This window comes from Desulfurivibrio alkaliphilus AHT 2 (assembly GCF_000092205.1).
Taxonomy (GTDB): Bacteria; Desulfobacterota; Desulfobulbia; order Desulfobulbales; family Desulfurivibrionaceae; genus Desulfurivibrio; species Desulfurivibrio alkaliphilus.
Map to the genome: position 1 here is coordinate 1,701,606 of NC_014216.1, position 23,085 is coordinate 1,724,690.

The following is a 23,085-nucleotide window of genomic DNA, read 5'->3' on the forward strand; positions in this document are numbered from 1 at the left end:
ACCAACTCTCCTTGACTTCCGGGACTTTCCGTCCCCGCTCATCGGGTCCGCAAAAAAGGGCGTATTTAACCTGCCCGACCCTCTCTTGTCAAGGAAAAGTAGCGACTACCAGCGGTAGTGGGCGAAGGCCTTGTTGGCCTCGGCCATCCGATGGGTGTCTTCCTTTTTCTTTACCGCCGCGCCGCGATTCTGATAAGCATCGGACAGTTCCGCCGCCAGCTTTTCCGCCATGGACTTGCCGGGGCGTTGCCGGGCGAAATTCACCAACCAGCGAAAGGCCAGGGCATTCCGCCGCTCGGGCCGAACCTCCACCGGCACCTGATAGGTGGCACCACCAACCCGGCGCGACTTTACTTCCACCCGCGGCCGGATGTGATCCACGGCTCCCTCGAAAACCTCGATGGGAGAAGCCTCTTTAACCCGGGACTCCAACAGATCCATGGCATCGTAAAAAATGCTCCGGGCGGTATTTTTCTTACCGTTCAGCATGATCCGGTTGATAAACTTGGAAACCATCACGGAGTTAAACCGCGGATCAGGATCTACCGGTCTTTTGGGAACTAATCTACGTCTCGGCATCTCTTAACTTCTCCTATCTCACTTGGGCCGCTTGGCGCCGTACTTGGAACGACCCTGCTTGCGGTTGGCAACCCCGAGGGTATCCAGGGTGCCGCGCACAACATGATAGCGAACGCCGGGAAGGTCTTTGACCCGGCCGCCGCGAATCAGCACCACCGAGTGCTCCTGCAGGTTGTGGCCGATACCGGGAATGTAGGAGGTAACCTCAATCCCGTTGGTCAACCGCACCCTGGCCACTTTACGCAAAGCCGAGTTGGGCTTTTTGGGAGTGGTGGTATATACCCGCACACAAACCCCACGCTTCTGGGGGCAAGCCTTCATGGCCGGGGTGTTGGTCTTTTTGACCCTTTTCTTCCGGCCCTGGCGGACCAGCTGATTAATTGTAGGCATTACATGCAACTCCTGAATTTATTCGTACCGAATTCACTCTGCCCGAATGCGGGAAAACGGAATGTTTACCCGAAGCAACCGCCCTTGTCAATCAAATATTACGCTGCCTCAGGGGGGCACCGCCAAAGTCGCTGACTAAAAACCATCAAAACACCTGCCAACTCGAGTAAACGTGCGGCAGCACCGCAGGTTTACTCTTCGATGGCGTAGCGCTCGACGCCGGTCCCGGCCGGGATAAGGCGGCCCATGATAACGTTCTCCTTCAAGCCGTTAAGGAGATCGACCTTGCCGGCCATGGCCGCATTGGTCAATACCTTGGTGGTCTCCTGGAACGAGGCCGCCGAGATAAAGCTGTCGGTGGACAGGGATGCCTTGGTGACTCCCAGCAGAACCGGCTCGGCCGTGGCCGGGCGGGCGCCTTCGGTCAGCAGTTTTTCGTTATCCTGGTTAAAACGCCACCACTCAACATGTTCGCCGAGCATAAAGGTGGAGTCTCCCACGCTGGTTATATGTACCCGCCGCAACATCTGGCGGACGATAACCTCGATGTGCTTATCGTTGATCTTAACCCCCTGCAGACGATAAACCTCCTGGACCTCGTTGACCAGGAACTTGGCCAGTTCCTTGACCCCCATCACCCGGAGGATGTCGTTGGGATCGGGGGAGCCGTCCATCAGCGGTTCACCGGCCTTGACGTAATCACCCTCGTGGACGATGACGTGCTTGCCTTTGGGGATCAGGTACTCCTTGGGCTCACCCACTTCCGGGGTGACGACCACCCGTTTTTTGCCCTTCAGATCCTTGCCGTAGCTGACCTGGCCGTCGATCTCGCTGATGACCGCGTACTCCTTGGGCTTGCGCACCTCAAAAAGCTCGGCCACCCGGGGCAGACCACCGGTGATGTCCTTGGTTTTGGTGGTTTCCCGGGGAATTTTACCCATGATGGTACCGGGTTGCACCTCATCATCTTCCTTAACCACGATGATGGTACCCACCGGCAGGGAATAGCGGGCGGGGGTCCCGGTCTTGGGTAGCTTGGCGGTTTTATTCTGCTCATCCTTCAAGGTAATCCGGGGGTTATGCTGGCCGGCCCGGGACTGGGTAATCACCAGGCTGGCCTTACCGGTAACCGGGTCCACCCGTTCCTGCATGGTCACACCTTCGATGATGTCACCGAACTTGACCCGGCCACCGATCTCGCTGACCACCGGAATGGTGTAGGGATCCCATTCGGCAATCTGGGTATCGGGTGCCACTTCCGTACCTTCATCCACGTAAAGATTGGCGCCGTAGTTGATATGGTAGCGCTCCCGCTCCCGGCCCTGGGGGCCGATGATTGCCACTTCACCGTTGCGGGTCATGACCACCAGATGCCCGGCGACGTTGCGCACCGTATGCATATTGATGAACTGCACCTTACCGCCGTGGCGGCTGCGCACCTCGGCCTGCTCGGCGGCCCGGCTGGCGGTACCACCGATATGGAAGGTCCGCATGGTCAACTGGGTACCCGGCTCGCCAATGGACTGGGCGGCAATGATTCCCACCGCCTCCCCGATATTGACCATATGGCCGCGGCCCAGATCACGGCCGTAGCAGAGGCTGCAGACGCCACGCTGGGACTTGCAGGTCAGCACCGAGCGGATCTGTACCCGGTCGATGCCGGCCTCATCGATCAAGGCCACCTTATCTTCGGTGATTTCGCCGTTGGCCTCGACGATGGTGTCGCCGCTGAAGGGATCGACAATATCGTCCAAGGCCACCCGGCCCAGGATGCGATCGCCCACCGGCTGAATCACCTCGCCGCCCTCCACCAGGGCCTCGATGATGATACCGTCCAGGGTGCCGCAGTCACGCTCGACAATGGTGGCATCTTGGGCGACATCCACCAGGCGGCGGGTAAGATACCCCGAGTTGGCGGTTTTCAGGGCGGTGTCGGCCAGACCCTTGCGGGCGCCGTGGGTGGAGGTAAAGTACTCCAGCACGCTCAAGCCTTCCCGGAAGTTGGCCTTGATGGGGGTTTCGATGATCTCGCCGGAAGGCTTGGCCATCAGGCCCCGCATGCCGGCCAACTGTTTGATCTGGTCGCGGCTGCCCCGGGCGCCGGAGTCGGCCATGATGAAGATGGAGTTGAAGCTGGGCTGCTCCACCAGTTTTTTGTCTTTGTCCCGCAGGTAGTCGATCTTCATCTCGTCCATCATGTCGTTGGCCACCTGGTCGGTGGTCCGGGACCAGATATCTACTACCTTGTTGTACTTTTCGCCGGGGGTAATGAGACCGTCGCGGTACTGCTGGTCGACGTCCAGCACCTGGGCTTCGGCCTTTTCCAGCAGCTCGTCCTTGCTCACCGGGATCTTCATGTCGTTGAGGCAAATCGAGATCGCCGCCCGGGTGGAGTACTCATAACCCATGTCTTTGAGCCGGTCGGCCAAAATTACCGTGGCCTTGGTGCCGGCGTGGCGATAAGAGTAGTCGATGATTTTGGCCAGCTGCTTCTTGCCCAGGTTCTGGTTGACCAGAGAAAAGGGCAGCCCGGCGGGCAGCAGCTCACCCACCAGAATGCGGCCGGGCGTGGTATCAACCAGCTCCCCGTTGACCCGCACCTTGACCCGGGCCTGCAGGTGCACCTCGCCGAAGTCGTTAGCCAGACTGACCTCCGCCGGCGAGCTGAAGCATTTACCTTCACCTTTGGCGAAAAAACGCTCCCGGGTGAGATAGTAAAGCCCCAGCACAATATCCTGGGAGGGAATAATGATGGGCTCACCGTTGGCCGGCGAGAGGATGTTGTTGGTGGACATCATCAACACCCGGGCCTCCATCTGCGCCTCCACGGTCAGGGGCACATGCACCGCCATCTGGTCGCCGTCGAAGTCGGCGTTGAAGGCGGTACAGACCAGAGGATGGAGTTGAATGGCCTTGCCCTCCACCAGGATCGGCTCAAAGGCCTGCATCCCCAGACGGTGCAGGGTGGGCGCCCGGTTGAGAATCACCGGGTATTCGCTGACCACCTCATCCAGTACGTCCCAGACCTCTTTGGTGCCCTTTTCCACCATCTTGCGGGCGCTTTTAATGGTGGTAACCAGCCCCTTGGCCTCCAGGCGGTTGTAGATAAAGGGTTTGAAGAGCTCCAGGGCCATCTTCTTGGGCAGGCCGCACTGGTGCAGGCGCAGGTGCGGACCGACCACGATAACGCTCCGGCCGGAATAATCCACCCGTTTACCCAGCAGGTTCTGGCGAAAGCGGCCCTGTTTGCCCTTGAGCATGTCGGAGAGCGATTTCAACGGCCGCTTGTTGGGGCCGGTGATCACCTTGCCCCGCCTGCCGTTGTCAAAGAGCACATCCACCGCCTCCTGAAGCATCCGTTTTTCGTTGCGGATGATAATCTCCGGCGCATCCAGCTCCAGCAAGCGCTTCAGGCGATTGTTGCGGTTGATCACCCGGCGGTAAAGATCGTTGAGATCGGAGGTGGCAAAACGCCCCCCTTCCAGGGGCACCAGGGGCCGGAGATCGGGCGGCAGTACCGGGATCACCTCGAGAATCATCCACTCCGGCCGGTTGCCGGACTCCAGGAAGGCCTCGGTGACGTTAAGGCGTTTGGCCAGCTTCTTCCGCTTGGCCTCGGAACCGGTTTCCCGCATCTCGGTCCGCAACTGATTGGACAACTCGGCCAGGTCGATGGCCGCCAGCATCTCCCGCACCGCCGCAGCCCCGATGCCCACCTTGAACTTGTCCGGGAAGGTCTCCCGGGCCTGGCGGTAATCTTCTTCGCTGAGCAGGCTGCCGGGGGTGATGGTGGGTTCGGTGGAACTGATGACCACGTAGGAGTCAAAGTATAGAACCTTTTCCAGCTCCTTTAAGGTCATATCCAGCAGGTTGCCGATTTTGCTGGGCAGGCTTTTTAAGAACCAGATGTGGGCCACCGGGGCCGCCAGCTGGATATGCCCCATCCGCTCGCGGCGCACCTTGGACTGGATAACCTCCACCCCGCACTTTTCGCAGACCACACCGCGGTGTTTCATCCGCTTGTACTTGCCGCAGTTGCACTCGTAATCCTTGACCGGGCCAAATATTTTGGCGCAGAACAGCCCGTCACGCTCGGGCTTGAAGGTCCGGTAGTTGATGGTTTCCGGCTTTTTGACCTCGCCGTGGGACCAGTCCCGGATCTTCTCCGGGCTGGCGGTGGCGATGCGGACAGCCTTGAATTTGGTCGGTGATTTCGGTTTGGCGAAAAAGCTGAAAAGTTCTTCCACGGCAACACCTTTCTCTCTATTTAAAGGACCCAAGCTACAGGTCGAAAACATCTCTTAACAGCCGGCTTGTTACTGCTCTTTTTCGTTTTCTCGGACCGGCGGCAGCTCATCCAGCAACTCCATGTCCAGGCAGAGCCCCTGCAGTTCCTTGACCAGTACGTGGAAGGATTCGGGCAATCCCGCCTCCAGGAAGTTGTTGCCTTTGACGATGCGCTCATACATCTTGGTCCGGCCACCCACGTCGTCGGACTTGACGGTGAGGAACTCCTGCAGGGTGTAAGCCGCCCCGTAGGCCTCCATGGCCCAGACTTCCATCTCACCCAGCCGCTGGCCGCCGAACTGGGCCTTACCGCCCAGGGGCTGCTGAGTGACCAGCGAGTAGGGACCGGTGGAGCGAGCGTGGATTTTGTCGTCCACCAGATGGTGCAGCTTCAACATATACATGGACCCGACGGTGACCTGGTTGTCGAACTTCTCGCCGGTCAGGCCGTCGTAAAGATCGAGCTGGCCGATCTCGTCCAGGCCCGCCTCCACCAGCAGACGCCGGATCTCTTCCTCCTGGGCCCCGTCGAACACCGGGGTGGCCATATGCAGCCCTTTGCCCATGCGGGAGGCCAGTTCCAGCAGATCATCATCAGTCAGGTCGGCCAGCAGTTGCTCATATTCCTCTTTGCTGTACACCGCCGCCAGCTTCTTCTTGACCGCCGCAAGATCACGGGTCTGGGCCAGGCGCTGGACCTGCTCACCGAGTTTCTTGGCGGCCAGCCCCAGGTGAATCTCCAGCAACTGTCCCACGTTCATCCGCGAAGGCACGCCCAGCGGGTTGAGCACGATGTCAACCGCCGTGCCGTCGGCAAAGTAGGGCATGTCCTCTTCCGGTAAAATCCGCGAGACCACACCTTTGTTGCCGTGGCGACCAGCCATCTTGTCGCCCACCGCCAGTTTGCGCTTGATGGCCAAGTAAACCTTGACCATCCTGATCACCCCGGGGGGCAGATCATCACCCTTCTGCAGCCGGGCAATACGGGCCTCGTAACGGCTGCGGACCATCTTCACCTGGCTGTCGTGACGATCGAAAAGGAGGTTGATTTCCCCTTCCAGGCTGTCCCGGCCGGCGTAGTCAAGTTTCTTGATTTCCGACGGGCTCAGTTTCTCCAGCACTTCCCGGGTGATTTTTTTGTCTTTGGCCAGCAGCTCTTCGCCCTTGCGATTCTTCACCGCATTTTTGACCTTCTTGCCCACCAGCAGGTCGGCCAGGCCGTTGCGTACACTCCGGGCCAGCAGGTTGAGTTCATCCTCAAGGTCGCGCTCCAGCGCCTTGATCTCGGCCTCTTCAATGGCCAAGCTGCGTTCATCCTTCTCCACCCCTTTACGGGAGAATACCTTGGCATCCACCACCACCCCTTCGACGCCGGGGGGTACGCGCAACGAGGTATCTTTTACATCGCCGGCCTTTTCGCCGAAAATGGCCCGCAGCAGTTTCTCTTCCGGCGACAGCTGGGTTTCCCCCTTGGGGGTGATCTTGCCCACCAGGATATCGCCGGCCTTGATCTCCGCCCCGACCCGCACGATCCCCGATTCATCGAGGTTGCGCAGGGCCTCCTCGCTGACGTTGGGAATATCCCGGGTCACCTCTTCCTTGCCCAGCTTGGTATCCCGGGCCACGGTTTCAAAAACTTCGATATGGAAAGAGGTATAGGTGTCATTTTTCAGCAGCCGTTCGTTAACCAGAATAGAGTCTTCGTAGTTATAGCCGCGCCAGGGCATGAAGGCCACGGTGACATTCTTGGCCAGGGCCAGCTCACCATGATCGCAGGCCGGACCGTCGGCCAGGATATCACCCTTTTTCACCCGCACACCGGGCTCCACCAGCGGCCGCTGGGTAAAGCAGGTATTCTGGTTGGACTTCTTGTACTTTTCCAGCCGATAGATGCCGATGCCGGTGGTAAAACCATCGGTGCCCGGCTCATCGTAGCGGACCACGATGCGGTTGGCGTCCACCTCTTCCACCACCCCGTCGCCGCCGGCCAGCAGACAAACCCCGGAGTCCTGGGCCACCGCGCTTTCCAGCCCGGTTCCCACCAGGGGAGCCTCGGAACGCAACAAGGGCACACCCTGGCGTTGCATGTTGGAACCCATCAGGGCCCGGTTGGCGTCGTCGTTTTCCAGGAAAGGAACCAGCGAGGCCCCAACGCTCACCAGCTGATTGGGAGAGACGTCCATGTAGGTTACTTCGTCGGCGATGCTGATCATTACCTCGCCGGCCTGGCGGGCAATCAGCGGCCCGTCAACCAGCTTACCCTTGCCGTCGGTCTCGCTGCGAGCCGGGGCGATGACCTGATCTTCCTCGTCAAGCGCGGTCATGTATTCGATCTGGTTGCTGACCTTGCGGTTTTCCACCTTGCGGTAAGGGGTTTCAATGAAACCGTACTCATTGACCCGGGCATAAGAGGCCAACGAGACGATCAGGCCGATGTTGGGGCCTTCCGGGGTCTCAACCGGGCAGATCCGACCATAATGGGTGGGATGCACATCGCGCACCTCGAAGCCGGCCCGCTCCCGGGAAAGACCACCGGGTCCCAGGGCACTCAAGCGCCGCTTGTGGGTGACTTCCGACAGGGGGTTGGTCTGATCCATGAACTGGGAGAGCTGGCTGGTCCCGAAAAACTCCTTGATCGCCGCGGTAATCGGCTTGGGGTTGATCAGGTCGTGGGGCATCAGGCTTTCCACCTCCTGGAGGCTCATCCGCTCCTTGATGGCCCGCTCCATGCGCACCAGCCCCATGCGGTACTGGTTTTCCACCAGTTCGCCCACCGTACGCACCCGACGGTTGCCCAGATGATCGATATCATCGATGGGGCCCTGGCTGTCCTTGAGCCGCACCAGGTGCAGCACCGCCAGCATGATATCCTCCACGGTCAGGGTACGAATATTGATATCGGTATCGATCCCCAGGCGGGCATTCAATTTGAAGCGCCCCACCACCGAGAGATCGTAAAGTTCCGGGCTGAAAAAGAGATTGTTAAAAAAGCTTTCCGCCACTTCCAGGGTCGGCGGGCTGCTGGGGCGCAAGCGGCGATAAATTTCGATCAACGCGTCTTCCCGGCTCTCCACCCGGTCCAGGGCCAGGGTTTTGCGGAACGAGTCGCTGACCTTGATGCCGTCGATCAGCAAAATATCAAAGTTTTTAACCCCGGCGGCACTAATTTCCTCCAGCATGGTTTCGCTGAGTTCGGTATTAACCGGGATCATGATCTCGCCGGTCTCGGGGTTAACCACCGGGCTGGCGGTAACCTTGCCCACCAGGTCGGCGGCCTCAATCTCCAGGCCGGTAATCCCGGCATCGGCAATCTTGCGCGCCAAAGCCTTACCCACCTTGCGGCCCTTGCGAGCCAGCACTTCGCCATCGGCGGGGCTGATCAGGTCGTGGGGCAGACGCTGGCCCACCATGGTTTCAGGGTCAAAGCCCTTTTTCAGCTTGCCTTCTTCAATACTGACCGATTCGATCTGGTAGAAATAGCGCAGCAGATCTTCGCTGCCGTAGCCTAAGGTCTTGAGCAGAGTGGTGACCGGGAACTTGCGGCGGCGGTCGATACGGACATAAAGAATATCTTTGGCGTCAAACTCCAGGTCCACCCAGGAGCCGCGCACCGGGATAATACGGGCGGAGTACAACAGCTTGCCGCCGGCATGGGTCTTGCCCCCGTCATGGGTATAGAAAAGGCCCGGCGAGCGCTGCAGCTGGCTGACAATAACCCGCTCGGTGCCGTTGATTACAAACACCCCGGCCTTGGTCATCAGCGGAATACTGCCCAGGTAAACCGACTGCTCCTTAATATCACGGATGCTCTGGGCCCCGCTGTCAGGATCGGTGTCATAGGTGACCAGACGTACCGTCATCTTGACCGGCACTTCGAAGGTCAGCCCCCGCTGGATACACTCCTCAACGGTGTACTTGGGCTCACCAAAAGTGTAGTTGACAAATTCCAGGGAACAGGCATCCTTGAAGTCCTTGATGGGGAACACACTCTTGAAGATCCCCTGCAGCCCTTCATCAAGGCGCTGGTCCGGAGGAGTTTCCATCTGCAGAAACTTTTCGTAGGAACGGCTCTGCATCTCGATAAGATGCGGTTTCTCAACTATCGCCCTGGTTTTGGCAAAGTTCTTGCGGATTCGTCTGGTCATCTGCATTCAGAAATACCCTCGTGTTTTGTTGAGAGCTGGACATGGCGGCCGCCGGGCGGCGGCACAAAGGCCACTAATTCCGGCGGTTGCCCCATGGGGCCGCATGACAGCCCGCCGGCAAACGGGGTCATGCGAGGGCAAGAAACGAAAAACGCAACAACGCCGCCGGGTTGCACACCCTGCAGCGTTGCTGCTGATCGTTGCTGTACCGGGCCTCTCCGGGCAGGCACCAACCGTATGCGGCCGGTTCCTACCCCGGAGTGGCTCCGGGCAGGCAAGTTTGAGATACTTATTTGATTTCCACCGTGCCGCCGGCTTCCTCGATCTTTTTCTTGATCTCTTCGGCTTCTTCCTTGGTTACCCCTTCCTTGATCGGCTTGGGGGCACCTTCAACCAGTTCCTTGGCTTCTTTAAGACCAAGAGAGGTGATGGCGCGAACTTCCTTGATCACCCCGATCTTTTTGTCACCGGCAGAGGCCAGGATAACGTCAAATTCGGTCTTTTCTTCAGCGGCGGCACCGGCATCACCACCAGCAGCAGCCGGACCGGCAGCTACCGCCACCGGGGCGGCGGCGGAAACGCCGAACTTCTCTTCCAGTTCCTTGATCAGCTCGGACAGTTCGAGCACGCTCATATTGGAGATAAACTCAACAACATCTTCCTTGGTTACAGCCATGATTCAAATCCTCCTGTTATACTGAGAACCAGTAAATTAATTGGTTTGTTCTTTCTGCTCTTTGATCGCCTGCAACAGGTAAACCGCCTTCTGCGGCACACCGTTGAGTACCCGGACAAAACCGGTGGGTACAGCCTGCAGCAGACCCAGGAACTGAGCCCGCAGCTCGTTGATCCCCGGCAGCTTGGACAGAGCGGTCAAATCATCGGGAGTGAGCTCTTTGCCGTCCAGGACGGCGGTCTTGATCACCAGCTTGGGGTTATCTTTGGCAAACTTGGTCAGCACCTTGGCCGGCGCCACTGGGTCGACTTCACTCAGAGTAAGCGCGGTGTTGCCTTTTAGATGACCGCTCAAGGGCTCAAAGGGAGTTCCCTGAATTGCCCGGTTCAGCAAGGTGTTTTTGGCCACCTTGAGCTCGGCGGAAATGTCACGCAATTCACGCCTGAGCTGCTGCATCGAGCTGACGGTCAAGCCCCGGTAGTCGGTGAGCACCGCCAATTTTGCCTTGGCAAAACTGGCGCTCAACTCCTGCACCACCTCAGCTTTTTCCTCTCGCTTCAAATTCTCAACCTCCTTGTAATGCAATGGGTTTAAGGGCCACAAGCAGTGGAGATCGACAGCAACAGACAGGAGGGGCGGATTACGGTTGCAGCCGGACATAATGGCCGCCGGCGCCAACCTAAATAAACAGTCGGTCAGGGTTCAGCCCGACCACTGTTGTTTGTTTTGCCCCGTCGCCACCGGAATTAAACCCGGCAACGACGATTTTTGTCCATCTCGGCAGGCCGGCACCGCTGGTGCCGCTTAAATCAATTAATGATACCTGCTGTCTTCGATGCCCTAACTGCTCACTCGGGCGCACCTTCCCCGGATTGACGCCTTGGCGCCCATGCGGACCAGGGGAACACACACCTCACTACGTTTATATGTCAAGCCCTGGCAGCCCTAACAGCCCGTGGGACAACCAGGGTGTTAAGGTTTAAGAAAGGCAGCTGGTCTGCAAAACTCCCTTGCCGTCCTGCTGCCAGGGCAAAGTTACCGCTTCTGCCGCTCAGGCCTTTTTAGCTTCCGCCCGCACGGCCACCGGGTCGAGCCGAAAACCCGGCCCCATGGTGGTGGAAATACTGGCCCCGCGCAGATAAACGCCTTTGCTGGTGGCCGGTTTAAGCTGGACAATCTTATCGATAAAGGCCAGAATATTTTCCTTGAGCTTCTCTGGGCCGAATGAAGACTTGCCGACCATGGCGTGCAATACCCCGGCCTTGTCGACCTTGAAGTCAATTTTACCAGCCTTCATTTCCGCAACCACCCGGGCCACATCAAAGGTGACGGTACCCAGCTTGGCATTGGGCATTAAATTGCGCGGCCCCAGCACCCGGCCGATCTTACCCACCGTACCCATCATATCCGGGGTGGCAATGGTTTTATCGAACTCCAACCAGCCTCCCTGGATCTTTTCCACGTACTCATCGCCGCCGGCATAATCGGCCCCGGCGTCCAGCGCTTCCTGCACCTTGTCGCCTTTGGCGAACACCAGAATACGAGAGGTTTTCCCGGTCCCGTTGGGCAGTACCATACTGCTGCGCACCATCTGGTCGGCATGACGGGGGTCTACCCCCAGGCGCAAGGCCACATCCACCGATTCGTCAAATTTGGCGTATTTGGCCTTAAGCATCTGCTCAAGGGCCTCATCAAGCTCATACAGTTTAAGGTTGTCACGTAGCTGCGAGCTGTTATTATATTTTTTGCCTCTCTGTGCCATGACTTATCACTCCATCTTCGGGATTTTTTTTAGCGAATACCGCTGATTTTAGTCAACCACCGTAATACCGCAGCTTCTGGCCGTACCTTCAACAATCTTCATGGCCTGCTCGATATTGTAGCAGTTAAGGTCGGGCATTTTCTTTTCCGCAATTTCCCGAATCTGGTCCCGGCTGACCTTGGCCACCCTCTCTTTTTTGGGATGGCTGGAGCCCTTCTTGAGGTTGAGAGTCTTGAACAGGAGGGTTGAGGCCGGCGGGGTCTTGGTGACAAAGGTAAAGGACTTGTCAACGAAAACCGTGATTACCACCGGGATGATGGTGTCACCTTCCGCCTGGGTCCTGGCATTGAAGGCTTTACAGAATTCCATGATATTGACCCCGTGCTGGCCCAGGGCAGGGCCTACCGGCGGTGAAGGATTGGCCTTCCCGGCTGGAATCTGCAGTTTGATGTACCCTTGAATCTTTTTCGCCATGATGCTGTACTCCTTGGCCAGGTCATTGACCGGCCACGTTAATGATGGGTCTTAACACCCGCCAGGCATGATAAAAGGCGGGCTCCCCTGCTGCTAATGGTGATGCTCAAACAGCGGCCAAAGACAATGGCCACCGCTGTTATATCTTGGAAACCTGAATAAATTCCAGCTCTACCGGGGTCTCGCGGCCGAAAATAGATACCCTCACCCGGACGCGGCCCTTTTCCGGATTAACCTCGTCAACCACGCCCTGGAAGTTGGCAAAGGGGCCATCCACCACCCGCACCTGATCTCCTTCCTCGAAGGAAACCTTGGGCTTGGGCTTCAATGCGCCGTCCTGAATCCGGCCGATGATTTTCATGGCATCTTCGTCGGCCAGGGGCTCGGGGTTGAGGTCGTTGCCGATAAACCCGGTCACCTTGGGGGTACCGCGAACCGTGTGCCAGGTCTCCTCGTTAAGATCGACGTTGACCAGGATATAACCGGGAAAAAATTTGCGGGAAGAGGTTTTTCTTGCCCCCTTCACCATCTCCACCACCTGCTCGGTGGGCACCAGAATCTCCCCGAACATCTCTTCCTGGCCGGCGTTCTTGATCCGTTCCTGTAAGGCGGTCTTTACCTGCTCCTCAAATCCTGAGTAGGTATGCAGTATGTACCAGCGTCGTGCCATGAGTTCCCTCTGTTTAACGGTAATCGTTCAGCAGCACCGCACCTTCGGGCGATCAGCCAGGCTTGAGTACCGCTGTACGCGGCGCCTGGCTGCTTGCCCGAATCTGCGGCACTGCTGAACGATTACGGCCCGTTAGACCGGTAAGTTAGTACCTGGTGATCGGTTACGTTTAACGTAATCACCCAGGCATGTGCCGCAAGGAGTCACTCAATACCCCAACCGACCCTCTAGCAGCCAGCTCACTCCGGCTCTCGAGCTTGTTTGCGGTCAACGCCCGGCTCAGCGCAAGATTGCGCCGACCAGCTTGCCCAGCACCAGGTCGATGGAGCCCAGGTAGATCGCAACCACGATCACCAGGGCAATCACTACAGTGGTGGACATTATCGTTTGTTTCTTGGCCGGCCAAACCACCTTGCCGAACTCCTGGCGCACCTCAGACATAAACTGCCTGATCTGAGTCAGCCGCGAGCCGGCACCCGGCTTATGAACCTCGGGCTGCCTGCTTTTGCTTTCTTCTGCTTTGGCCGCCATAAACTCGTCGCTCCCATTGCCTTTATGCAGCCCGCAAAGCAATCCAGGCGGTCATACCTGGGTATGCCGCCGGGCTTGCTTATCCGGGTCTTCAGGCCGCCGGCACTGTTACATGCCAGGCGGCGGCTTTTTCTTGGCAGGCCAGGAGGGATTCGAACCCCCAGCCCTCGGATTTGGAGTCCGATGCTCTACCAATTAGAGCTACTGGCCTGTACTCACTGCTTAGCTGCTATTTGGTTTCCTTGTGCGGCGTGTGGGACCGGCAGAAGGGACAATATTTCTTGAACTCCAGTTTGTTGGGAGTCCGCCGCTTGTTTTTGGTGCTGGTGTAATTGCGGCGCTTGCAGGTCCCGCATCCCAGGGTAATGATATCTCTCATGGTCCTGTCTTCCCTTTAACGCTGCCAAATCAGGCGATGATCTTATTGATAACCCCGGCGCCCACGGTACGGCCGCCTTCACGGATGGCAAAGCGCAGGCCCTCATCCATGGCGATGGGGGTGATCAGTTCGGCTTCGACGGTGACGTTGTCACCGGGCATTACCATCTCCACGCCCTCGCCCAGGGTCACAACCCCGGTCACGTCGGTGGTCCGGAAGTAAAACTGCGGCCGGTAACCGTTGAAAAACGGGGTATGGCGGCCACCTTCTTCCTTGCTCAGAATATAGCACTCGGCCTGGAACTTGGTGTGCGGGGTGATGCTCCCCGGCTTGGCCAGAACCTGTCCGCGCTCAATCTCGTCACGCTTGGTGCCGCGCAGCAGTACGCCCACGTTGTCGCCGGCCTGACCCTCATCAAGGATCTTGCGGAACATCTCGACCCCGGTCACCGTGGTCTTCTGGGTCGGGCGGATACCGACAATCTCGATCTCCTCACCCACCTTAACCACCCCGCGCTCGATCCGACCGGTGGCCACCGTGCCGCGACCGGAGATGGAGAACACGTCCTCCACCGGCATCAGAAAAGGCAGATCCACGTCACGCTTGGGCTCGGGAATAAAGCTGTCGCAGGCTGCAACCAGGTCCCAGATCGGCTTGGTGGCCGCTTCGTCCTCGGGGTTCTCCAGGGCCTTCAGGGCACTGCCGTGGATGATCGGGGTATCGTCGCCGGGGAAGTCGTACTTGCTCAACAACTCGCGCAGCTCCATCTCCACCAGCTCGATCAGCTCCGGATCATCTACCATGTCGCACTTGTTGAGGAATACCACGATGGACGGGACACCTACCTGGCGAGCCAGCAGGATGTGCTCCCGGGTCTGCGGCATGGGGCCGTCGTCGGCGCCCACCACCAGGATGGCGCCGTCCATCTGCGCCGCACCGGTGATCATGTTTTTAATATAGTCGGCGTGACCCGGGCAGTCCACATGGGCATAGTGGCGAGAATCGGACTCGTACTCCACATGGGAAGTGGCGATGGTAATACCGCGCTCCTTCTCTTCCGGCGCCTTGTCAATCTGATCAAACGCCGTTGCGTTGGCGTAACCCTTGGTCGACAGCACCCGGGTAAGAGCCGCCGTCAGCGTCGTCTTTCCGTGGTCGATATGGCCGATGGTGCCGATGTTGACATGCGGCTTCTTGCGTTCAAATTTCTCTTTTGCCATGGGTCTTCTCCTCAGCGCACTTGATCATGGTTTGTTCGCGACCGGAAACGGTCATAAATTCTGATGGAGCCCACGACCGGACTTGAACCGGTGACCTCTTCCTTACCAAGGAAGTGCTCTACCTGCTGAGCTACGTGGGCAACTTATGCGAAACAGCAAAACACCAACGCCGGGACAGTGCCCGGCGGCCAATAACAGGCTGGAGCGGGAAACGGGTCTCGAACCCGCAACCCTCAGCTTGGAAGGCTGATGCTCTACCAATTGAGCTATTCCCGCCTCTATCGTTCCCGGCTTTGCCGGGACCGTAACAAAAAATGGTGGAGGGGGGAGGATTCGAACCTCCGAAGGCTTTGCCGACAGATTTACAGTCTGTTCCCTTTGACCGCTCGGGAACCCCTCCACACTACAAATAGTTGCTATACTATGGTAATCAAGCAGCTCGCGACGGGCTGCCGGCTTCCAAACTGGAGCTGGCGATGGGACTTGAACCCGCAACCTGCTGATTACAAATCAGCTGCTCTGCCAGTTGAGCTACGCCAGCTGCGCAAGACGCGACATACTACACATTCAACCGGCAAACATCAACCATTTTTTTTACCCCGGCGCCTCATGTCCCCCTAGGGGCGGCAAGGTCATCACCGGCAAAAGCCGGGCGGATAATAAAGGGCCCGCAGCCGCCTGTGGGGCGCCTGCGGGCGTGATAAGGTTTTATCTATTGTTTTACTATTCAGTCTTGCCGGCAAAACCGCTGAGGCGATACTTTTCAAAGGCCATGGCAAAGGTCCGGTAAAACATATGGGCCAGCTTGGTGTAAGGGGTGTAAAGAAACAGCATGAACACCGACACCAGGTGCATGAAGTAAAAGAGATAAGCCATCACCGCCACATCACCCAGACGGAAGATCTGGGCCGCCATACCGGTCACGCCAACGGCCATCACGATACCGATGGGGTACCAGTCGTAAAATGTGGGGGTGCTGTTATTTTCCCGCTCGGTTTTGGAACGGTTGACCCAGAGAATCCCCACCCCGACGATCAGGGCCACCCCGGCCACATTGGCCAGAATTTTGAAGGGATCGGCAAAGGTCAAAGGCACATGCAGGCCATCAATGAAAAGGCCGAAGATATCCTTACGGATCATGGCGTACGCGGTTACCGCCAGCAGGGCGATAAAGGCAAAAACCAGCGGCATGTGCCCGGTAACCCGGTTGCGGTTGGTGCCGCATTCATTGAATCGCTTGTGCGCCAGGATCTCCTTCACCGAGGGCAGCAGGAACTGGCTGATAAACTGCATCACCGACGGGCGGAAATTGCGCTGAGAGGCCGGTAGCTGCGCCGCCATCCCCTGCCACATGTTGGAGATGCCACGATAAAAGGCGTAAATGGCAAACAGCAGCGTGGGCACGAAAATCAACTGAATCAGCAGGGTCGTTTGGGGCAGGACGTAGTAGCCGTCGCCAAAGAAGTAGCCGAAGTTGATTTCTCCCTCCGGCAGCTTCATACCGCCGGAAAGCCACCAAACCAAACCGATGATAATGGTGGGGATCAGGATCATGATGGGCAGATTTTTGCCCTCGCTGCAGAGCTTGGCCAACCCCTGGGGAAAACCGTAGTGGGTGTAGGCGTAAGCCCGAATTGCCCCCAGTACGTCGCCCGGCTTGGCGCCCCGCGGGCAATTGGTGGTGCAGTCGCCGCACTGGTGGCAAAGCATGACGTCCGGGTCGGCCACCAGTTTTTCTTTCAGGCCCCACTGGGACCAGATCATTTCCTTGCGGGGAAACGGCTTGTCATCGCCGGACAGCGGGCATACCACCGAGCAGGTGGCACACTGGTAACACTTTTTCAGGGTGTCACCGCCGGCGTTTTTTAGATACTTGATAAACTCCAGATCAGGCTGGACTTTCATTCCCTCAGACATATTGATGCCTCCCGTTATCTCCCTTCCATTTCGTGCCGCGGCGGCCAGATGCCGCCCAACCGTCACGACGCGATTTTCCGTTGGCAACTAGATAAAAAATATTGGCCGGCGGTTCAAGTAAAAAAAACCAAAACCGCCGGCCTTCCCTCCGCCCTTTAGAAGCCCTTGAAGGGATTGGGGCCGAGTTCCATGATTTCGTCGATGAACTCGTTGATCACATCGGAAACCTTGTCGTAATCTGTGATCGCCACCTGGCGCACGGCGCAGCGCTCCGGCTCGAGCCCAAGAGAACCAAGGGTCTCGCCGATGTTGGCCATCCGCTTGTCGGCGATCTCACTGCCTTTGACGAAGTGGCACTGGTAGTCGTCGCCGAACTTGCAGCCCAGCAGCAGGGCACCGTCCATCCCGGAGGAAAGGGCGTCCTTGATCCAGACCATGTTCACCGACCCCAGACAGCGCACGGGGATGATCCGCACCAGGCTGTTGAGGCTGATGTTGCGCATCGCCGCCATATCGATACAGGGATAGGCGTCGTTTTCGCAAACAAAGGCGACGATCCGCAGCTTGTCCTCATCATCATCCGGAACTTCCACGGACTTAACCATGGAGCCGATCATGTCGATGCTGTAGTTCTTAAAGCTGATGATCCGCTCGGGGCAGGCCCCCATACAGGTGCCGCAACGGCGGCAGCGGGTGGGGTTGGGCAGCGGCGTACCTTTCTCGTCGTCGTCCAGGGCGCCAAAGGGGCACTCCTCGGTGCAGCGCTTGCACTGGGTACAGCGCTGGAAGTAAAACTCCGGATAGGAGTTGTCACCGGAGCGGGGATGCACCGCCACCCCGCGATCGGCGCTTTCGATACATTGGACTGCCTTAAGAGCTGCACCGCAGGCGTCGTCGATGGTTTCCACCATGTCGGTGGCCTTGCGGACACCGCCACAGGTGTAAACACCGGTTCTCCGGGTCTCGTACGGGAAGCAGATGAAGTTGGAGTCGGCATAGCCGTCGAACAGCTCCAGATCCAAAAAGCCCGGGCCCTGACGATAGGAGAGATTGATGGTGGAGGCATCGGCGGTGGTAGGCTTCATGCCGGCGCCGAGCACCACCATGTCCACCTGTAGATCCAGGTCTTCCTGCAGCAGGGTATTCTTGGCCTTGACCACCAGGGAACCGCCCTCTTCCTCGACCCCGGTAACCGTGGCCTTGGTCAGGAAGATGCCGTCGTTGTCCTGGGCCCCTTTGTAGAACAGCTCCATGTTGCCCGGAGTCCGCATATGCTGGTAGAGAATGTAGGCCTTGCCGTCGGGGTTGTCCTCCCGGACGTAACTGGCCTGCTTCAGCGCCACCATGCTGGTCACCGAGTTGGCATAGGGGAAATCCTTGTCGTTGTCCTCGCCACCGGGGCTCTGGATGAAGGCGACATTGGCGGGCACCTTGCCCTCCTTGGCCAGTTTCTCAAACTCGGCGTTGGTAACCACGTTGTTGAGCTTGCCGTGCCCCAGGTGCTCGAACTCGGAGACATCGGCGGGTACCCAGCCGGTGGCCAGTACCACCGCCCCCACCACCTCGGCATCGGGGTTGGCCTCGGTGTAGGGCTTAAAGCCCTGGTTGGGGTCTTCCATTTCACCCTTGTCGATCTTGTCCTGCATGTCAACGGTGACCCGGAAGGGGGCGTCCCATTCGGTGCGGGTGCCGGCGGTTTTAAGGGTGATCTTGAAATCACCGGGGGCTCCGGCGATTCGGGCTACTTCAGTACCGGTTTTGACCGTGATCCGGGAGTCTGTTTCCACCGCGCTGATCAACTCCTGGATGCTGGAATCTTCCAGCCCACTCCAGGGGGCCTTGGTGGGCAACTGCCGCCGCCAGCCGAGGGCCTTGCCACCCAGCTTGTCAGTCTTTTCCACCAGCAGCACCTCGTGACCGGCTTTGGCCGCTTCCCGAGCCGCAGTGAGGCCGGCGATACCACCACCCATCACCAGGATCCGGCGGTTGGTGGTTTCCTGCTGGTGGGCCACCGGCAGGTCGATCTTCTTGGCCTGGGTGCAGGCTATGCGCATGTAGTCCTGGGCCAGTTCGTTGGTGAACTCGTTGATCACCTCCTGGTTGCGCTCCTCGCTGGGTTTCTCCATGGACCAGACCACGCCTTCCCGCAGGTTGGCGCGAACGGTGATGGTTTCATCACCGAAGTTGAACTCATCTTTCCAGACCCGCGGCGAACAGGCGCAGATCACCGGGGTGTTAACTCCGTCATTGGCCATGTCGTCCTTGATAACCTGGCGACCGGCTTCGCTGCAAACCGCCTCGTGGGTTTTAACGGGCATGCCGTTTTCTTCGGCAATGCCGCTCAGTCCCTCAACGTCCAGGGCCTCGCCGATGCCGCAGCCCGTGCAGATATATACACCGTACTTCTTATCCATAGTCAATTACCTCCTCGACGCTTGAATCGCTTTCATGGCTGCGGCCGTGGCGCTCTGGGCGCAGGTGACCACGTCTGACGCCTTCTTGGCGCAACCGGCGGAAATCATGCCCTCTTCCTGGGAGACGATGAAGTTGTTATCGTCCGTGGTCAAGCCAAGCGCCTTGGCCTGCTCGCCGATGGCGGGCTGCATGCCGGTGGCCAACACGGCCAGGTCAACCTTGGCCTGAGCCTTGTTGCCGCTCACCGCATCTTCGGCAATGACCGTAACGGAACCGTCATCCTCGGCCACGATATCGGCTACCTTGCCCTTGATCCAGGTGATGTTCTCATCGGCCATCAGTTTTTCCCGGAATTTTTCATATTTGCCCGGGGTCCGCAGGTCAATGTAGAAAACGGTAATGGGCGCCTCGGGGTATTGGGCGCGGATATAGTTGATCTGCTTCATGGAGGCCATGCAGCAGATGTAGGAGCAGTACTCCAGGTGGTTCTCGTCGCGAGAGCCGGCACACTGGACGAAGGCAAAACTGGCGGGCTCGGCGTTGTCGCCGGGACGCAGGATCTTGCCGCCGGTGGGGCCGCCCACCGAAGCCAGCCGCTCCATCATCATGTTGCTGATGATGGCCGGGCTGGAGTTGAACTTGAGATTTTCCATGTTGACGGGATCGTAAGGATTCCAGCCGGTGGCCCAAACGATGCTGGCCACATCCACGGTGATCTCACGCTCCTGCATGTCCAGCTCAACGGCGTCGTACTTGCAGGCGGCCACAATGGCGTCCAGGCTGGCGCTGCTGCAGGCATCCTTATCCAGCACGTAGCGGGCCGGAAAGGCGTGCTCATGCGGTTTGCGAATGGCCTTAACCTTGTCCATGCCGAAGTTGAAGGGGTTGTCCACTTCATCCTGGCAGGCATCCACGCAGGCGTTGCAGCAGGTGCAGTTGCTGTTGATGTAGCGGGGCTTGACGCTGAGGGTAACCTGGTAGTTGCCCGGCCCGCCGCTGACGCTCTTGACCTCGGTCATGGTGTGGACCCGGATCTTGCGGTTATTTTTAATCCGCTGGTAGTTGATTTCCAAACCGCAGGACGGCGGGCAAAGCTTGGGGAAATACTGGTTGAGCTGGGCCACCCGGCCGCCCAGGTAGGGGTTTTTTTCCACCAGGAAAACGTCCTGACCGACTTCGGCGGCCTCGAGAGCAGCGGTCAAGCCACTGATCCCGCCACCGACGACCAATACAGCACCTGAGGGTGCGCTGCGTTCATCTGTCATGCCTCTCCTCCATTCTTTGTGAAAATAGATAGATGCTACTTAGCAGGCTTCAAATTTATTTGCCTCAAGCCACCGCTCCAGCCTGATCGCATCAGGCCAAGATAATGGACCGCAGCAAGCGGCCGCCTCAAGCAAACAAATCCCCTCCCGAGGGGCGACGAAACCTTAGGAAATAAACCAAGAAAGCCCTGCTGGCAAGAATATTTCCGTTGAATCACAGAAAAAATCTCCAGGCACCGCGCAATGCGGCACCTGGAGATTTCCCGTTAGCAGTCAAACGTCATCGGTTCAACCTGCAAGTGGAATTAGATCCACGGCTCGGTTTCAACGATGTTGATGCACTCGACCTTCTCGCACTTCCACTCCCCGGCTTTGGGGTCGTAGGTGGAGTTAACGAAGGCCTTCCAGTTCTCTTCGTCGACATTGGGGAAGTCGGAACGATAGTAGAAACCGGGGTAGCGGGATTCCTTACGGAACTCGATGTGGCGGATGTGGGTTTCCACACACCAGATCCGGTGGTAGTTTTCCCAGGCCCGCATCAACTCGTGCAGGTCACCGGCGGCCATCAGCTCGGCATCTTCACGCAGCATGCGCAGCAGATCCAGGCAGATGTTGAGCAGCTTGCCGGAGGTCATGTAGTAGGTGGCAACACCGCCGCCGTACTCGTCGGTGGCCTTCATCAGGCGCATCATCAGGCCGGCGGGCTTGCAGTAGTTGGGGTTAACGTTGGACGCGGTGGTGGCGCCAACATGCTCGAGGTAACGCTTAACCGGGGCGTAAATCTCGTCGGCGTACTCCTGGGCGCTCTTGGGCAACTCGGGCTTGAAGTCGGCATTGTCGCGGCAGAACTTAACCATCTGCTTGGCAACAATCCGGCCTTCGGCGTGGGAGCCGGAGGAGAACTTGTGACCGGAGGCGCCAACGCCGTCACCGGCGGTGAACAGACCGTCAACGGTGGTCATCCGGTTGTAGCCCCACTTGTACTGGTGGCTACGGGGACCATCCACGGTGGGTACCCAGTCTTCGTTGGGACCGGAGGTCCAGATACCACAGCAACCGGAGTGGCTGCCCAGCATGTACGGTTCGGTGGGCATGATCTCGCTGCCAACCTTCTCGGGCTCGATGTTCATACCGGCCCAGAGACCAGCCTGACCAACGGACATATCGAGGAAGTCTTCCCAGGCCTCGCTCTCGAGGTGCTTCCAGAACTTCTTAACATCTTTCTCGTCCATGCCGGCGGCACGACGCTCTTCGAGGAAGGCGTTCAGGGCAACGTCGGTGGCCATGTAGATGGGGCCGCGACCAGCCTTGAGCTCGTTGAGCAGCAGGTGGTTACGCAGGCAGGTGGGGGTTACGGCGGAAGCACCGTAAGGCATATACTTGTTGAGCTCTTCCTGAGCGGCGTCGGAGTTGGCGTAGAACTCGCCCAGACCGTTCTGTACCTTGGCCTTGAACAGGAGGAACCAGGCGCCTACCGGGCCGTAGCCGTCTTTGAAGCGGGCCGGGGTGAAGCGGTTTTCCATCATGGTCAGGGTGGCGCCGACCTGGGCGCACATGGTGTAGGTGGAGCCGGCGTTCCATACCGGGTACCAGGCCCGACCCTTACCTTCACCGGTGGACCGGGGACGGAAGATGTTTACCGCGCCGCCACAGGCGCAGAGAGCGGTCTTGCAACGGAAAACGTGAACCTTGTTCTCACGGGTGGAGAAACCGGCAGCACCGGCGATCTGGTTTTCCTTGTTCTTGTCCAGGATCAGCTTGACGATGAACACGCGCTCCATGATGTTCTCTTCGCCCAGCGCGGTCTTGGCCGGCTCGGCGACGATGCACTTGTAGGACTCGCCGTTGATCATGATCTGCCACTTACCGGTACGTACCGGGGTGCCGCCTTCACGCAGGGTGGGAGCGGGCTTGGAGCCGTCCAGGTTGTCGCCCTTGTCGTCTTTCTTCCAGATGGGCAGACCCCACTCTTCGAAGAGCTTAACGGACTCGTCAACGTGGCGGCCCAGGTCGTAGATCAAGTCTTCGCGAACCACGCCCATCAGGTCGTTGCGGACCATCTTTACGTAGTTTTCGATCTTGTTCTCACCGATATAGGTGTTGATGGCGGACAGACCCTGGGCCACGGCGCCGGAACGCTCCATGGCGGCCTTGTCGACCAGCTTGATCTTCAGATCGGCGGGGGCCCACTTCTTGATTTCAAAAGCGCAACCGCAAGCGGCCATACCACCGCCGATGATCAGTACATCGACGTCGTGCTCAACAACTTCGGGATTGGCGACTGCGGGCAGCTCGCCCATGGGCTTATTCGGCAATGCCATAATATATTCTCCTTCTTATTAGGATTTTTTTAGGTCTTCTTGTTCCAGTGATTA

General features: G+C 58.4%; 16 protein-coding genes and 5 tRNA genes. All 21 read right to left on the reverse strand.

The window, feature by feature from the left end; translation table 11 throughout:
* Positions 1-105 precede the first annotated feature (105 nt).
* A complete protein-coding gene (gene rpsG, locus DAAHT2_RS07425) occupies positions 106-579 on the reverse strand; it encodes a 30S ribosomal protein S7 (protein WP_013163679.1) in 474 nt (157 codons plus the stop codon).
* Positions 580-597: 18 nt separating this feature from the next.
* Positions 598-969 (reverse strand): 30S ribosomal protein S12, encoded by a 372-nt coding sequence (gene rpsL / locus DAAHT2_RS07430; RefSeq protein ID WP_013163680.1) that lies wholly within the window; start codon positions 967-969, stop codon positions 598-600.
* Between the two features lie 191 nt (positions 970-1,160).
* On the reverse strand, positions 1,161-5,216 hold the full coding sequence (rpoC, locus tag DAAHT2_RS07435) for a DNA-directed RNA polymerase subunit beta' (protein WP_041718876.1): 4,056 nt from the start codon (positions 5,214-5,216) through the stop codon (positions 1,161-1,163).
* A gap of 69 nt (positions 5,217-5,285) precedes the next feature.
* Complete coding sequence (gene rpoB / locus DAAHT2_RS07440) at positions 5,286-9,407, reverse strand: DNA-directed RNA polymerase subunit beta (protein ID WP_013163682.1); 4,122 nt, start codon at positions 9,405-9,407, stop codon at positions 5,286-5,288.
* Positions 9,408-9,690: 283 nt separating this feature from the next.
* On the reverse strand, positions 9,691-10,077 hold the full coding sequence (rplL, locus tag DAAHT2_RS07445; protein ID WP_013163683.1) for a 50S ribosomal protein L7/L12: 387 nt from the start codon (positions 10,075-10,077) through the stop codon (positions 9,691-9,693).
* Positions 10,078-10,113: 36 nt separating this feature from the next.
* Entirely contained in the window at positions 10,114-10,638 is a 525-nt protein-coding gene (rplJ, locus tag DAAHT2_RS07450; protein ID WP_013163684.1) for a 50S ribosomal protein L10, read from the reverse strand.
* A gap of 490 nt (positions 10,639-11,128) precedes the next feature.
* Entirely contained in the window at positions 11,129-11,839 is a 711-nt protein-coding gene (gene rplA, locus DAAHT2_RS07455; RefSeq protein WP_013163685.1) for a 50S ribosomal protein L1, read from the reverse strand.
* A 48-nt stretch (positions 11,840-11,887) separates the two neighbouring features.
* Positions 11,888-12,313: a 50S ribosomal protein L11 gene (gene rplK, locus DAAHT2_RS07460; RefSeq protein ID WP_013163686.1), complete on the reverse strand. Its 426-nt coding sequence runs from the start codon at positions 12,311-12,313 to the stop codon at positions 11,888-11,890.
* A gap of 139 nt (positions 12,314-12,452) precedes the next feature.
* The gene (gene nusG / locus DAAHT2_RS07465; protein WP_013163687.1) at positions 12,453-12,983 is read right to left on the reverse strand and encodes a transcription termination/antitermination protein NusG; all 531 of its coding nucleotides are present in this window, start codon (positions 12,981-12,983) and stop codon (positions 12,453-12,455) included.
* 279 nt (positions 12,984-13,262) lie between these two features.
* Positions 13,263-13,514: a preprotein translocase subunit SecE gene (gene secE, locus DAAHT2_RS07470; RefSeq protein WP_013163688.1), complete on the reverse strand. Its 252-nt coding sequence runs from the start codon at positions 13,512-13,514 to the stop codon at positions 13,263-13,265.
* A 134-nt stretch (positions 13,515-13,648) separates the two neighbouring features.
* Positions 13,649-13,725 (reverse strand) — tRNA-Trp (locus DAAHT2_RS07475).
* Between the two features lie 18 nt (positions 13,726-13,743).
* Positions 13,744-13,893 (reverse strand): 50S ribosomal protein L33, encoded by a 150-nt coding sequence (rpmG, locus tag DAAHT2_RS07480; protein WP_013163689.1) that lies wholly within the window; start codon positions 13,891-13,893, stop codon positions 13,744-13,746.
* Between the two features lie 29 nt (positions 13,894-13,922).
* A complete protein-coding gene (gene tuf, locus DAAHT2_RS07485) occupies positions 13,923-15,113 on the reverse strand; it encodes an elongation factor Tu (protein ID WP_013163677.1) in 1,191 nt (396 codons plus the stop codon).
* 64 nt (positions 15,114-15,177) lie between these two features.
* Positions 15,178-15,253, reverse strand: a tRNA-Thr gene (locus tag DAAHT2_RS07490).
* A gap of 60 nt (positions 15,254-15,313) precedes the next feature.
* A tRNA-Gly gene (locus DAAHT2_RS07495) sits at positions 15,314-15,389 on the reverse strand.
* A 39-nt stretch (positions 15,390-15,428) separates the two neighbouring features.
* A tRNA-Tyr gene (locus DAAHT2_RS07500) sits at positions 15,429-15,513 on the reverse strand.
* A gap of 65 nt (positions 15,514-15,578) precedes the next feature.
* Positions 15,579-15,654: transfer RNA gene (locus DAAHT2_RS07505), tRNA-Thr, on the reverse strand.
* Positions 15,655-15,836: 182 nt separating this feature from the next.
* A complete protein-coding gene (gene qmoC / locus DAAHT2_RS07510) occupies positions 15,837-17,030 on the reverse strand; it encodes a quinone-interacting membrane-bound oxidoreductase complex subunit QmoC (protein ID WP_013163690.1) in 1,194 nt (397 codons plus the stop codon).
* Between the two features lie 155 nt (positions 17,031-17,185).
* Positions 17,186-19,444 (reverse strand): FAD-dependent oxidoreductase, encoded by a 2,259-nt coding sequence (locus DAAHT2_RS07515; protein WP_013163691.1) that lies wholly within the window; start codon positions 19,442-19,444, stop codon positions 17,186-17,188.
* 6 nt (positions 19,445-19,450) lie between these two features.
* Positions 19,451-20,710, reverse strand: a complete 1,260-nt coding sequence (locus tag DAAHT2_RS07520) for a CoB--CoM heterodisulfide reductase iron-sulfur subunit A family protein (RefSeq protein ID WP_013163692.1) — start codon at positions 20,708-20,710, stop codon at positions 19,451-19,453.
* 305 nt (positions 20,711-21,015) lie between these two features.
* Positions 21,016-23,031: an adenylyl-sulfate reductase subunit alpha gene (aprA, locus tag DAAHT2_RS07525; protein WP_013163693.1), complete on the reverse strand. Its 2,016-nt coding sequence runs from the start codon at positions 23,029-23,031 to the stop codon at positions 21,016-21,018.
* Between the last annotated feature and the right edge of the window lie 54 nt (positions 23,032-23,085).

What these genes read in the sequence shown, in the direction of transcription:
- rpsG (WP_013163679.1), bottom strand. Translation starts at nt 579, where the DNA reads ATGCCGAGACGTAGATTAGTTCCCAAAAGACCGGTAGATCCTGATCCG.
- rpsL (WP_013163680.1), bottom strand. Translation starts at nt 969, where the DNA reads ATGCCTACAATTAATCAGCTGGTCCGCCAGGGCCGGAAGAAAAGGGTC.
- rpoB (WP_013163682.1), bottom strand. Translation starts at nt 9,407, where the DNA reads ATGCAGATGACCAGACGAATCCGCAAGAACTTTGCCAAAACCAGGGCG.
- rplL (WP_013163683.1), bottom strand. Translation starts at nt 10,077, where the DNA reads ATGGCTGTAACCAAGGAAGATGTTGTTGAGTTTATCTCCAATATGAGC.
- rplA (WP_013163685.1), bottom strand. Translation starts at nt 11,839, where the DNA reads ATGGCACAGAGAGGCAAAAAATATAATAACAGCTCGCAGCTACGTGAC.
- rplK (WP_013163686.1), bottom strand. Translation starts at nt 12,313, where the DNA reads ATGGCGAAAAAGATTCAAGGGTACATCAAACTGCAGATTCCAGCCGGG.
- nusG (WP_013163687.1), bottom strand. Translation starts at nt 12,983, where the DNA reads ATGGCACGACGCTGGTACATACTGCATACCTACTCAGGATTTGAGGAG.
- secE (WP_013163688.1), bottom strand. Translation starts at nt 13,514, where the DNA reads ATGGCGGCCAAAGCAGAAGAAAGCAAAAGCAGGCAGCCCGAGGTTCAT.
- rpmG (WP_013163689.1), bottom strand. Translation starts at nt 13,893, where the DNA reads ATGAGAGATATCATTACCCTGGGATGCGGGACCTGCAAGCGCCGCAAT.
- tuf (WP_013163677.1), bottom strand. Translation starts at nt 15,113, where the DNA reads ATGGCAAAAGAGAAATTTGAACGCAAGAAGCCGCATGTCAACATCGGC.
- qmoC (WP_013163690.1), bottom strand. Translation starts at nt 17,030, where the DNA reads ATGTCTGAGGGAATGAAAGTCCAGCCTGATCTGGAGTTTATCAAGTAT.
- DAAHT2_RS07515 (WP_013163691.1), bottom strand. Translation starts at nt 19,444, where the DNA reads ATGGATAAGAAGTACGGTGTATATATCTGCACGGGCTGCGGCATCGGC.
- DAAHT2_RS07520 (WP_013163692.1), bottom strand. Translation starts at nt 20,710, where the DNA reads ATGACAGATGAACGCAGCGCACCCTCAGGTGCTGTATTGGTCGTCGGT.
- aprA (WP_013163693.1), bottom strand. Translation starts at nt 23,031, where the DNA reads ATGGCATTGCCGAATAAGCCCATGGGCGAGCTGCCCGCAGTCGCCAAT.